The organism is Pseudomonas sp. NBRC 111132 (genome assembly GCF_001320565.1).
Taxonomy (GTDB): domain Bacteria; phylum Pseudomonadota; class Gammaproteobacteria; order Pseudomonadales; family Pseudomonadaceae; genus Aquipseudomonas; species Aquipseudomonas putida_P.
In genome coordinates this window covers 35,593-48,501 of sequence record NZ_BCBI01000027.1, presented here as the reverse complement: position 1 = coordinate 48,501, position 12,909 = coordinate 35,593, and the positions used below count along the sequence as shown (strand labels likewise).

Below are 12,909 nucleotides of genomic sequence, written 5' to 3'. Positions count from 1 at the left end.
CCCGCGAAGAGGCCGGTCCTGCCAGTACACAATCCTGGTCTACCCTTAAGCCTTCACCGGTGGCTCCTGGCTCGGCGGGTCGCCCACCGTCGGTGGCATGGTCGGCTTGATCGGCAGCTCGTCCGGTTCTTCTTCTGGCACGGGCGGCGGCAAGCTCGGGTCGTCGATGTTGGGATCGGGGGTTTCCGGTGGAATGGGAATGTTCATGGCCTGACCTCGCGTGGGTGAATGAAGAGGTGCTGCAGGCTCTGACCGCTGGCAGCTGCCGTTCGCTCAATTTTTTTGAACCCCGCGCTTGTGCCTGGCTCTGAACCCTTACCGCCACCAGCCTGAGGGAGCAAGGTCGATGTCACGTAACGAGCCCTTTGAAAACGTGCCCACGGCGAACGATCACCCGGACCAGGCCATCAGCCTATCCCAGGCGTTGCTGGCGCCACGCATCGTGATCGAAGACACCCAACCGGTGCTCGAAGCCGGCACCTTCGCCGCCAAGGCCATCAGTGGCCAGCCGGTGGTCGTCGGCAGCAAGGTCTATTGCGATGGCCACGACCGCCTGGCGGTGATGCTCAACTGGCGCCAGGCCAACAGCCGCCGCTGGCATTGCGTGCCCATGCACTCGCCGGGCAACGACCTGTGGCTGGCCGAGTTCACCCCCACCGAACTTGGCCCGCACCTGTTCAGTATCGAGGCCTGGATCGACCCGTTTGCCACTTATTGCCACGACCTGGAGAAAAAATACCACGCCGGCGTCGAGGTGAAACTGGAGCTGGAAGAGGGCCGTTTGCTGCTGAGCAAAGGCCTCGAACTGTGCAGCGGCGCCCTGCACGAGGAACTTGAGGCCGTGCAGCAGCGCCTGGCTACACTCGGTCCCGACGACCAGGTGGCGTTGTTTCTCGACCCAACCACCGCCCGCCTGATGAGCGAAGCTGAACACCGCAGTTACCTGGCCCGCAGCCGTGAATTTCCGGTCGATGTCGACCGCCCGGCGGCGCAATTTGCCAGCTGGTACGAACTGTTCCCGCGTTCGATCACCGACGACCCGCAGCGCCACGGCACCTTCAACGACGTGCACGAACGCCTGCCGATGATTCGCGACATGGGCTTCGACGTGTTGTACTTCCCGCCCATCCACCCCATCGGCATGCAGCACCGCAAGGGCCGCAACAATGCCCTGCATGCCGAACCTGGCGACCCCGGCAGCCCTTACGCGATCGGCAGCGCCGAAGGCGGCCACGATGCGATCCACCCGCAACTGGGCAGTCGCGAAGATTTTCGCCGGCTGGTCGCCGCTGCGGCGGAGCACGGCCTGGAAATCGCCCTCGACTTCGCCATCCAGTGTTCGCAGGACCACCCCTGGCTCAAGGAGCATCCGGGCTGGTTCAGCTGGCGCCCCGACGGCACCATCCGCTATGCCGAAAACCCACCGAAGAAGTACCAGGACATCGTCAACGTCGACTTCTATGCCCCCGACGCGGTGCCGAGTTTGTGGCTGGCCCTGCGCGATGTGATCATCGGCTGGGTCGAGGAGGGGGTCAAAACCTTTCGCGTCGACAACCCGCACACCAAGCCACTGCCGTTCTGGCAATGGCTGATCGCCGATGTGCGTAGCCAGCACCCCGACGTCATCTTCCTCGCCGAAGCGTTTACCCGGCCGGCGATGATGGCGCGCCTGGGCAAGGTCGGCTACGCGCAAAGCTATACCTACTTCACCTGGCGCAACACCAAGCAGGAGCTGCGTGAATTCTACGAGCAGCTCAACCAGCCGCCGTGGAGCCAGTGCTATCGCCCCAACTTCTTCGTCAACACACCGGACATCAACCCGTACTTCCTGCACACCTCTGGACGCGCCGGCTTCCTCATTCGCGCGGCGCTGGCGACCATGGGCTCGGGCCTATGGGGTATGTACTCGGGTTTCGAGCTGTGCGAAGGCACGCCGCTGCCTGGCAAGGAGGAGTACCTGGATTCGGAGAAGTACGAAATTCGCCCGCGTGATTTCACCCAGCCCGGCAACATCATTGCCGAGATCGCCCAGCTCAACCGCATCCGCCGGCAGAACCGTGCTTTGCAAACGCATCTGGGCGTGGCGTTTTTCAACTGCTGGAACGACAACATCCTGTACTTCGCCAAGCGCACGGCCGAGCGCGACAACTACATCCTGGTGGCGATCAGCCTCGACCCGCACAACGCCCAGGAAGCGCACTTCGAGCTGCCGCTGTGGGAGCTTGGTTTGGATGACAACGCCGAAACCCATGGCGAAGACCTGATGAACGGCCATCGGTGGTCGTGGTACGGCAAGACCCAGTTCATGCGCATCGAGCCTTGGCACCAGCCATTCGGAATCTGGCGTATCGAAAAGGCTAGGTGAAAGTGGGAGCGGGCGTGCCCGCTCAACCTGGAAAATGCAAGGAGTCGCACATGGCCAAGCGTGCCCGCACGGCAGCCTTCATCGACGACCCGCTGTGGTACAAGGACGCCGTCATCTACCAGTTGCATATCAAGTCGTTCTTCGATTCGAACAATGATGGTATCGGCGACTTCGCCGGCCTGATCAGCAAACTCGACTACATCGCCGAGCTGGGCGTCAACACCCTGTGGCTGCTGCCGTTCTACCCCTCGCCTCGGCGCGATGACGGCTACGACATCGCCGATTACAAAGCCGTGCACCCCGACTACGGCAGCCTGGGCGATGCCCGGCGTTTCATCGCCGAGGCACATAAGCGCGGCTTGCGGGTGATCACCGAGCTGGTCATCAACCACACCAGCGACCAGCACCCGTGGTTTCAGCGTGCCCGCCATGCCAAACGCGGCAGCAAGGCGCGCGATTTCTACGTGTGGTCGGACGACGACCAGAAATACGACGGCACGCGCATCATCTTCCTCGACACCGAAAAGTCCAACTGGACATGGGACCCGGTCACCGGCCAGTACTTCTGGCACCGCTTCTACGCGCATCAGCCAGACCTCAACTTCGACAACCCGCAAGTACTCAAGGCGGTGATCGGCGTGATGCGCTTCTGGCTCGACCTGGGTGTCGACGGCCTGCGCCTGGACGCCATCCCGTACCTGATCGAACGCGACGGCACCAACAACGAGAACCTCGCCGAAACCCACGACGTGCTCAAGGCGATCCGCGCCGAAATCGACGCCAACTACCCCGACCGCATGCTGCTGGCCGAAGCCAACCAGTGGCCGGAAGACACGCGTCCATACTTCGGCGAAGGCGAGGGCGACGAATGTCACATGGCCTTCCACTTTCCGTTGATGCCACGCATGTACATGGCCCTGGCCATGGAAGACCGCTTCCCGATCACCGACATCCTGCGCCAGACCCCGGAAATTCCCGCCAACTGCCAATGGGCGATTTTCCTGCGCAACCACGATGAGCTGACCCTGGAAATGGTCACCGACCGCGAGCGCGACTACCTGTGGAACTACTACGCCGAAGATCGCCGCGCGCGCATCAACCTGGGTATCCGCCGGCGCCTGGCGCCGCTGCTGCAGCGTGACCGTCGACGCATCGAGCTGCTCACCAGCCTGCTGCTGTCGATGCCCGGCACGCCAACCCTGTATTACGGCGACGAACTGGGCATGGGCGACAACATCTACCTGGGTGATCGCGATGGCGTGCGTACGCCCATGCAGTGGTCGCCGGACCGCAACGGCGGGTTCTCCCGCGCCGACCCGCAGCGCCTGGTGCTGCCGCCGATCATGGACCCGCTGTACGGCTACCAGACCGTCAATGTCGAAGCGCAAAGCCACGACCCGCATTCACTGCTGAACTGGACCCGGCGCATGCTGGCGGTGCGCAAGCAGCAGAAGGCCTTTGGCCGCGGCAGCCTGCGCACCCTCACGCCCAGCAACCGGCGCATTCTCGCCTACGTCCGCGAGTACACCGATGACGACGGCAACACCGAGGTCATTCTGTGCGTGGCCAACGTGTCGCGCGCTGCCCAGGCCGCAGAACTGGAATTGTCACACTTCGCCGACAAAGTACCGGTGGAGATGCTCGGCGGCAGCGCCTTCCCGCCCATTGGCCAGTTGCCGTTCCTGCTGACCTTGCCACCCTATGCCTTCTACTGGTTCCTGCTGGCCAGCCGTGACCGCATGCCCAGCTGGCATATCCAGCCCACCGAGGGGTTACCTGAATTGACCACGCTGGTACTGCGCAAGCGCATGGAAGAACTACTGGAAGCACCTTCAAGCGATACCCTGCAAGCCACCATCCTGCCGCAATACCTGCCCAAGCGGCGTTGGTTCGCCGGCAAGGAAGGGCCGATCGACGCCGTGCGCCTGTGTTACGGCGTGCGTTTTGGCACTGCCACCACACCGGTGCTGCTCAGTGAAATCGAAGTGCGCAGCGACGGCACGGCCACCCGCTACCAACTGCCGTTCGGCCTGCTGCGCGAGGAGCAGATCACTACCGCGCTGCCGCAGCAGTTGGCCTTGTCGCGGGTGCGCCGCGCCCACCAGGTTGGCTTGATCACAGATGCCTTCGTGCTGGAGCCGTTTATCCGCGCCGTGATGCTTGCCTGCCAAGATGGCCTGCGCCTGCCATGCGGCAACGCTGAGGGTGAACTGCGCTTCGAATGCACGGCGCAATTGGCCGGCCTGGCGCTCGACGAGGAAAGTGAAGTGCGCTACCTCAGCGCCGAACAGTCCAACAGTTCGGTAGTGATCGGCGACCGGGTGGTGCTCAAGCTGATCCGCCGGGTCAACCCAGGTGTTCATCCAGAGCTGGAAATGAGTGCCTACCTGACCGCCGCCGGCTTTGCCAACATTTCGCCGCTGCTGGCCTGGGTCAGCCGAGTGGATGAGCAGCAGGCACCGCACCTGCTGATGATTGCCCAGGGTTACCTGAACAACCAGGGCGATGCCTGGGGCTGGACCCAGAACACCCTTGAACGGGCCATTCGCGACCAGATGGAGCCCACCACCAGCGACCCCGAGGCGCACACCGACGCAGTGGCCGAGCTCAGTGGCTTCGCTGCCTTGCTTGGCCAGCGCCTGGGCGAGATGCACCTGTTGCTGGCCGCGCCAACCGAAGACCCGGCCTTCCAGCCACGTCCCAGCAATGCGCAGGACAGCCAGCGTTGGAGTACGCAGATCAGCGCCGAGCTGACCCACGCTCTCGACCTGCTGGCCCAACACCGCGACACGCTCGACCGCGATAGCCAGGCCCTGGTCGATGACCTGCAGCAGCAGCGCGACGGCCTGGCCCAGCACATCGACAATCTGACCGACCAGGCCCAGGGCGGCCTGTTGATGCGGGTGCATGGCGACCTGCACCTGGGCCAGGTGCTGGTGGTGCAAGGTGATGCCTACCTGATCGATTTCGAAGGCGAGCCGGCCCGGCCGCTGGAGGAGCGTCGGGCAAAACACAGCCCGTACAAGGATGTCAGCGGCGTGCTGCGATCCTTCGACTATGCTGCTGCGATGATCTTGCGCAGCGCGTCTGCGGTGGACCTTTCAGACCCGGCGCGGCAGGCCCGGCAACGGGTTGCCCGGCAGTACCTGCACCAGTCGCGGCATGCCTTTGTCGAAGCCTATGGCCTGGCCACCGCCGCCATGCCCCACGCCTGGCAGCGGGCCGAGGGCGAGCGCGCGGCTCTGGAGCTGTTCTGCCTGGAAAAAGCCGCCTACGAGATTACCTACGAAGCCGAGAACCGTCCGAGTTGGCTGGCCGTGCCTTTGCATGGCCTGCATGGATTGATCAGTACCTGGGGAGAGTCAGAATGAACGTTACATTGCGTGAAAACGGTGGCCTTCGGCAACGGGACCTCGATGCCCTGGCCCGCGCCGAACACGCCGATCCATTTGCGGTACTCGGCCCCCATGGCGACGGCGCAGGCGGCCAGGTGGTCCGCGCCTTCCTGCCCAGTGCCCTGAATGTGCGCATCCTGGCTCGCCACGATGGGCGCGTGCTTGCCGAAATGGTGCAGGGCAGCTTGCCCGGGTTGTTCAGCGCGCACCTTGATGAGGCACAACCCTACCAGTTGCAGATCGGTTGGGCCGGTGGCGATCAGATTACCGAAGACCCCTACAGCTTTGGCCCACAATTGGGTGACATGGACCTTCACCTGTTCGCCGAAGGCAATCATCGAGACTTGTCCGGGCGCTTTGGCGCCCAGCCTACCCAGGTCGATGGTATCGACGGCGTGTGCTTCTCGGTGTGGGCGCCGAACGCTCGGCGGGTGTCGGTGGTGGGTGACTTCAACAACTGGGATGGGCGTCGCCACCCCATGCGCCTGCGCCACAGCGCCGGGGTGTGGGAGCTGTTCATTCCGCGCTTGGGTGTGGGTGAAACCTACAAGTTCGAAGTGCTCGGCAAGGACGGCATACTGCCGCTGAAAGCCGACCCGCTGGCCCGTGCCACGGAACTGCCGCCGAGCACCGCGTCCAAGGTGGCCGGTGAGCTTGGCCACGCTTGGCAAGACCACGACTGGATGGCGCAACGCGCGCAGCGCCATGCCTACAACGCGCCACTGTCAATCTACGAACTGCACCCAGGGTCATGGCGCTGCGAGCTGGACGAGGCGGGTGAAGTCGGGCGCTATTACAACTGGCGCGAACTGGCCGAGCGGCTGGTGCCCTATGTGCAGGAACTGGGCTTTACCCACATCGAGCTGTTGCCGATCATGGAGCACCCCTTCGGCGGTTCCTGGGGTTATCAGCCACTGTCGATGTTCGCGCCCACCTCGCGCTACGGCAGCCCGGAGGACTTCGCAGCCTTCATCGATGCCTGCCACCAGGGTGGCATTGGTGTGCTGCTGGACTGGGTGCCGGCGCATTTCCCCACCGACGAACACGGCCTGGCGCGGTTCGATGGCACTGCGCTGTACGAATACGATAACCCCCTGGAGGGCTACCACCAGGACTGGAACACGCTCATCTACAACCTCGGCCGTAACGAGGTGCGTGGTTTCATGATGGCTTCTGCGTTGCACTGGCTGAAGCACTTTCACATCGACGGCCTGCGCGTCGATGCAGTGGCTTCGATGTTGTACCGCGACTATTCGCGCAAGGCCGGTGAATGGGTGCCCAACCGCCATGGCGGGCGCGAGAACCTGGAAGCCATCGACTTCATCCGCCACCTCAACGGCGTGGCTGCCCACGAGGCCCCTGGGGCACTGATCATCGCCGAGGAGTCCACCGCCTGGCCCGGCGTCAGCCAGCCGACCCAGCAGGGCGGCCTGGGCTTTGCCTACAAGTGGAACATGGGTTGGATGCACGACACCCTGCATTACATCCAGAACGACCCGGTGCACCGCACTTTCCACCACAACGAGATGAGCTTCGGGCTGATCTATGCCTATTCCGAGCATTTCATCCTGCCCATCTCCCATGACGAAGTGGTGCACGGCAAGCACTCGCTGATCGACAAGATGCCCGGCGACCGCTGGCAGAAGTTCGCCAACTTGCGCGCCTACCTCACCTTCATGTGGGCGCACCCGGGCAAGAAGCTGCTGTTCATGGGGTGCGAGTTCGGCCAGTGGCGTGAGTGGAACCACGACAGCGAACTGGACTGGTACCTGCTGCAGTACCCCGAGCACCAGGGCGTGCAGCGCTTGGTGGGTGACCTCAATCGCCTGTACCGCGACGTGCCGGCGCTGCACGAGCAGGACTGCCAGCCGCAGGGCTTCCAGTGGCTGATCGGTGATGATGCGCAGAACAGCGTGTATGCCTGGCTGCGCTGGAGCAGCAATGGCGAGCCGGTGCTGGTGGTGGCCAATTTCACCCCCGTGCCGCGTGAGGGTTACCGCATTGGCGTGCCGTTTGGCGAGCGTTGGCAAGAGCTGCTGAACAGCGATGCCGAGTTGTATGCCGGGTCCAACGTGGGCAACCTGGGGGCAGTGGCCAGTGAGGCATTGCCCAGCCATGGGCAGCCATTGTCGCTGGCGCTGAACCTGCCGCCGCTTGGGGTTCTGATACTGAAACCGGCCTGAGATTGTTGGGGCTGCTGCGCAGCCCATCGCGACACAAGGCCGCTCCTACAGGCTGACGCGATCCCTGTAGGAGCGGCCTTGTGTCGCGATGGGCCGCGCAGCGGCCCCAGCAATGGCACAGGCCTACCACCGCATCCGCACCCCAAGGCTGCCAATCAACCCGTTCAGGTCATTGTCATCCACATCGCTGCTGTAGTCGGCACTCACGAACAAGGCCACTGAAGGTGTTACCCGTGCCACCAGCCCCAAGCCCAGTTCCACCGTGGTCGAATAGCGCGAGCTGGAGATTTTGTCGACCTGGTCCAGCTTCACTTCATCGGCATTGCTGAAGTCATACCACACGTTGGTCCGTACATAGGGCTCGATGGGCATGCCACGCACTTCGTAGCGCCCGGACAATTTGGCACCCACACGGCCGCTCCAGGTTGGCTGGCTGTCAAATGCCTGCAAGGTCTCTTCCTGCACCTGGTTGCCAGGGAAGAACTGTTGATTTATCAACTGTGCCTGAGGTTCGATCACCCAGTTGCCGCCCAGGCGGATCGGGTAACCGCCCTCCACCGAGAAGGTCATCGCGTGGCCGCTGTCGTCCAGTCGTTGGCCGCTTTCGCCACGGCCCAGCACATCGATGCGCGAGCCCATGGCCACGGCGTCCAGGTGCCAACCCTGTTCATGGGTCATGCTCCAGTAAACGCCCAGGCTTTCCCCACTCAGGTTCACGGCATTGCGCTGCTTGTCGCCCAACAGCGGGCGCATGCCGTTGAAGCTGCTTTGCAGGTTGTTGTGCCCCACGAAAATCCCTGCGCGGTGCACATTGCCCGCTGCAGTTTCACGCACGAACAGGTCCGGGCCGATTGTCAGTTGCTGGCTGGGTGCCTCCAGTTGGTCTGGGGGCTGTGAAACACTGCGCGAGGTGGTTGGGAAGAACTGCGCCCACTGGCTGGCGACCAGGTCCGGTGCCGCCTGCCCGTGACGTGCAGTCATGGCTTGGGAGAACGCGTTCAGGGTGCCGATGCTCAAGCCACTGGCGCTGATCGGGTCGAGCGACAGCTGAGGCACTGCTGTCTGCTGCAGAAAGCCGGGCGAAATAGGGTCATCCTGCAGTTCGTACGCGAAAGTTTCCACCGGGGTTGCCAGAAGCAGCGACGTGGAAACCGCGTAGAAAATGCTGTCGAAGCGCAAGGGGTTCGAGGTGCTTTTCATGGCGGATCTCCTTTGTTTTTGTGGGGTACAGGCCGAGGACCTGGCCTGTTGTCACGAGCTGTACGGCAAAAACAGTGGGCGACCCAAACCAGCACGCCGGCTTTCGCAAACGCGCACGAAGGCGCGAGCTAGAGGCCCGGCGCGAGATCTTTACTACTTGGTAATGTTCAGCTAAGGAGAGGTGGCCGCTTGCGTCAAGAAAGCGTGAAGGAAGTGTTGATGTTGTGTGGTAATGCTCAACCCCTTGTTTTGTTGAGCAAAACAGTAGGGTATAGCGGGGTTCGCTATTTGCCGTGCCCTGGCTATGAAGAATGATTGCTAGAGGCGCACTTCAACCGCCAACGGCAGGTGATCTGACAGGTGCGACCAAGGTTTGTGCCCCAAAATCCGCGGCCCATGGCTTTCGGCGTTACGCAGGTAGATGCGGTCCAGGCGCAGCAGCGGCAGGCGGGCAGGGTAGGTGCGGGCGAGGTGCCCATGGTGGCGCTCGAATGCCTCGTGCAAGTCGCGTTGCAGGCCGAGCGTGCGGTTGCCGTGGGTTTTCCAGTCGTTGAAGTCGCCGGCGATGATCACCGGGGCATCGGCGGGTAAGGCGTCCAGCAATTTGCGCAGCAGTTGCAGCTGTTTTTGCCGGTGGCTTTCCAGCAACGACAGGTGCACGCAGATCGCGTGTACCTGGCCTTGCCCCGGTACATCCAGCACGCAGTGCAACAGGCCACGGCGCTCTGGCCCGGTGATTGACACATCAAGGTTGCGGTGCTCGATGATCGGGTATTTGGACAGCAGTGCATTGCCGTGATGGCCGTCGGGGTAAACCGCGTTGCGGCCATAGGCGAAGTCGCTCCACATGCTGTCCGCCAGGAATTCGTACTGCGAAGTCTGTGGCCAGCCGGGGTAACGGGCGGCGTGGCGGTCGTGGCTACCGAGCACTTCCTGGAGGAAGACGATATCGGCCTGGGTGCTGCGCACCGCCTCGCGCAGTTCCGGCAGGATGAAGCGCCGGTTGAAGGCGGTGAAGCCCTTGTGGGTATTCACCGTCAGCACCCGCAGGCGTTTTACGGCCGGGGCCTGGTTGATGCTGGCGAAACCTTCACTGCCGGCTTCGGGGTCCACGGTAACTCCTCGAACAATGGGTTTACACAAGGCCGCTTCTACAGATAACGGACATGCGCCAGTTACTCAGGTTCACTCCTCGTCGCGCTGCAGCACCATCAGCAGCATCGACCGCCCCTTGACCTCGAACGTGCTGTCGAACTGCAAATGCTGCCCTTTGCGTAACTCTGGCCGGTCGGTATCCACCAGGCAGCTCCAGTACTCGCCTTCAGGCACGGACGGCAAATTGAAAGGCACGATGTCATGGTGGGCATTGACGATCAGCAGCACCGTGGCCTCGGCGCCCGGCCGGGCGATGCCGCTGACCTGTGCGCGGCCATCGATCAGCATGCCCAGGCAGCGCCCGTGCGGGTCTTCCCACTGCTCCACAGTCATCTCGCTACCATCCGGCGCCAGCCAAGTCACATCCTTGACCCCGATCGCCTCATTGTAATCGCCCACCAGGAAACGTGAGCGGCGCAGCACCGGGTAGGCCAGGCGCAGACGGGTCAGGCGCTTGACGAAGGCCAGCAGCTCTTCGCCTTGCTGATCCAGGTCCCAGTTCACCCAACCGATCTCGCTGTCCTGGCAGTAGGCGTTGTTGTTGCCGTGCTGGGTGCGGCTGAATTCGTCACCGGCGACGATCATCGGCGTGCCCTGGGCCAGCAGCAGGGTAGCGAAATAGTTGCGCATTTGGCGCATGCGCAGGGCATTGATCCCCGGGTCGTCGGTCGGCCCTTCGACGCCGCAGTTCCACGACAGGTTGTTGTCGGTGCCGTCCTGGTTGTTCTCGTCGTTGTCTTCGTTGTGCTTGTGGTTGTACGACACCAGGTCGCGCAGGGTGAAACCATCGTGGGCGGTGATGAAGTTGACCGAGGAATACGGCCGCCGCCCACGGTTGTTGAACATGTCGCCCGAGGCGGTCAAGCGTGCGGCAAAATCGGCGAGTTGGCCTTCATCGCCTTTCCAGAAGGCGCGTGCGGTGTCGCGGAAGCGGTCGTTCCATTCCGCCCAGCCAGGGGCAAAGTTACCCACCTGATAGCCGCCGGGGCCGCAGTCCCAGGGCTCGGCAATCAGCTTGACCTGGCTCAGCATCGGGTCCTGGCGGCAGGCGACGAGGAAGCCATGACGCTCGCTGTAGCCGTCGTGGTAGCGGCCAAGGATGGTCGCCAGGTCGAAGCGGAAGCCGTCAACGTGCATTTCACCCGCCCAGTAACGCAGCGAATCGGTGACCAGCTGCAGCACGCAGGGGTGGCTCAGGTCCAGGGTGTTGCCGGTGCCGGAATCGTTGATGTAGTAGCGCTTGTCGTCCGGCATCAGGCGGTAGTACGAGGCGTTGTCGATACCGCGCATCGACAGGGTCGGGCCGCGCTCGTTGCCTTCGGCGGTGTGGTTGTAGACCACGTCCAGGATCACCTCGAGCCCGGCGTCGTGCAGGTGGGCGACCATTTCCTTGAACTCGGCAATCTTGCCGCTGGCCAGGTAGCGCGGGTGCGGGGCGAAAAAGGCGATGCTGTTGTAGCCCCAGTAGTTGTTCAGGCCTTTGTCCAGCAGGTGTTGGTCGTTGACGAAGGCGTGAATCGGCAGCAGCTCGATGCTGGAGACGCCCAGGTCCTTGATGTGCTTGAGCAGTTCGTCATTGGCCAGGCCGGCAAAAGTGCCGCGCAGCGCTTCCGGTACCGCCGGGTGGCGCATGCTGATGCCACGGGTGTGCGCCTCGTAGATGATCGTGCGTTCCCAGGGGATCAGCACGCGTTGGTCGCGGCCCCAGGTGAAGGCCGGGTCGATCACCTTGCACTTGGGGACGAAGGGCGCACTGTCGCGCTCGTCGAACGACAGGTCGCCATCGGGGTGGCCGATGGTGTAGCCAAACAGCGCTTCGGACCATTTCAGGCTGCCGACCAGTTGCTTGGCATAGGGGTCGATCAGCAGTTTGTTGGGGTTGAAGCGGTGGCCGTTTTCCGGCTCGTACGGGCCGTATACCCGGTAGCCATAGACCAGGCCAGGGTGAGCGTCGGGCAGGTAGCCGTGGTAGATCTCGTCGGTGTATTCGGGCAGCTCGATGCGCTCGATTTCCTGTTCGCCGGTGGAATCGAACAGGCACAGCTCGACCTTGGTGGCGTTGGCCGAGAACAGGGCGAAGTTAACCCCAAGGCCATCCCAGGTGGCACCGAGGGGAAAGGGCATGCCTTCGCGGATGCGCGACGGTGCGACCGAGCGGGTTTTCTTTGGGGTGCGGGGGCTCATGGCGGTCCTCGTATGGCCGTGGTGGAGGGGATTGTGCAGTCCTGCCCCGGCCTCTTCGCGGGTAAACCCGCTCCCACAGGTTCATCACCGGTGCTGAAAGCCGTGCAGTACCTGTGGGAGCGGGTTTACCCGCGAAGAGGCCAGTACAGGCTTAACCAGCAGAAGGCTTTTTCACCGCCCTGGGCTTTTTCGCCGCAGCCGGTTTAACCCCTGGCAGCGCGGCCACCTTGGGTTCGGCAGGTGGCTTGGGCTTGGCCGGTGCCCGTTTGCGTGGCGCCGCCTTGGGTGCCAAGGCTTCAGCCTCGGCCAACTTGCGCGCCATATCCCAGTGGCGGTCTTCCTGGCCGGCGGGTTTACCTTCGGACTCCCATATCTGGTAGGCAAATTCGCGAATACGCTTTTCATCGACACTCATCATGACGCTCCT

At 63.0% G+C, this 12,909-nt stretch carries 8 protein-coding genes; 3 read left to right on the top strand and 5 right to left on the bottom strand.

Translation table 11 applies throughout. The annotated features are described in order from the left end of the window. Positions 1-45: 45 nt before the first annotated feature. Positions 46-207, bottom strand: a complete 162-nt coding sequence (locus APH35_RS29050; RefSeq protein ID WP_012273262.1) for a hypothetical protein — start codon at positions 205-207, stop codon at positions 46-48. Positions 208-346: 139 nt separating this feature from the next. On the opposite strand from APH35_RS29050, the gene APH35_RS14670 reads away from it, so the two are divergent. The 3 genes from APH35_RS14670 to glgB are packed head-to-tail and all read left to right on the top strand — an operon-like array spanning position 347 to position 7,943. Then, positions 347-2,365 (top strand): alpha-1,4-glucan--maltose-1-phosphate maltosyltransferase, encoded by a 2,019-nt coding sequence (locus APH35_RS14670; protein WP_012273261.1) that lies wholly within the window; start codon positions 347-349, stop codon positions 2,363-2,365. 50 nt (positions 2,366-2,415) lie between these two features. Then, on the top strand, positions 2,416-5,736 hold the full coding sequence (gene treS, locus APH35_RS14665; protein WP_060515032.1) for a maltose alpha-D-glucosyltransferase: 3,321 nt from the start codon (positions 2,416-2,418) through the stop codon (positions 5,734-5,736). Continuing rightward, positions 5,733-7,943: a 1,4-alpha-glucan branching protein GlgB gene (gene glgB, locus APH35_RS14660; RefSeq protein WP_060515031.1), complete on the top strand. Its 2,211-nt coding sequence runs from the start codon at positions 5,733-5,735 to the stop codon at positions 7,941-7,943. The genes treS and glgB overlap by 4 nt, the downstream gene beginning before the upstream one ends. A gap of 123 nt (positions 7,944-8,066) precedes the next feature. Here glgB and APH35_RS14655 read toward each other — a convergent pair whose 3' ends face one another. The 4 genes from APH35_RS14655 to APH35_RS14640 form a co-directional block, all read right to left on the bottom strand. Further along, positions 8,067-9,143 carry an autotransporter domain-containing protein gene (locus tag APH35_RS14655; RefSeq protein WP_012273258.1) on the bottom strand — a complete coding sequence of 359 codons (1,077 nt, stop codon included), beginning with the start codon at positions 9,141-9,143 and terminating at the stop codon, positions 8,067-8,069. A gap of 318 nt (positions 9,144-9,461) precedes the next feature. Further along, on the bottom strand, positions 9,462-10,256 hold the full coding sequence (locus tag APH35_RS14650) for an endonuclease/exonuclease/phosphatase family protein (RefSeq protein WP_012273257.1): 795 nt from the start codon (positions 10,254-10,256) through the stop codon (positions 9,462-9,464). A 72-nt stretch (positions 10,257-10,328) separates the two neighbouring features. Next, positions 10,329-12,482, bottom strand: coding sequence for a glycogen debranching protein GlgX (gene glgX, locus APH35_RS14645; protein WP_060515030.1), 2,154 nt, complete (start codon positions 12,480-12,482; stop codon positions 10,329-10,331). 151 nt (positions 12,483-12,633) lie between these two features. After that, positions 12,634-12,900, bottom strand: coding sequence for a DUF2934 domain-containing protein (locus APH35_RS14640; RefSeq protein ID WP_012273255.1), 267 nt, complete (start codon positions 12,898-12,900; stop codon positions 12,634-12,636). Between the last annotated feature and the right edge of the window lie 9 nt (positions 12,901-12,909).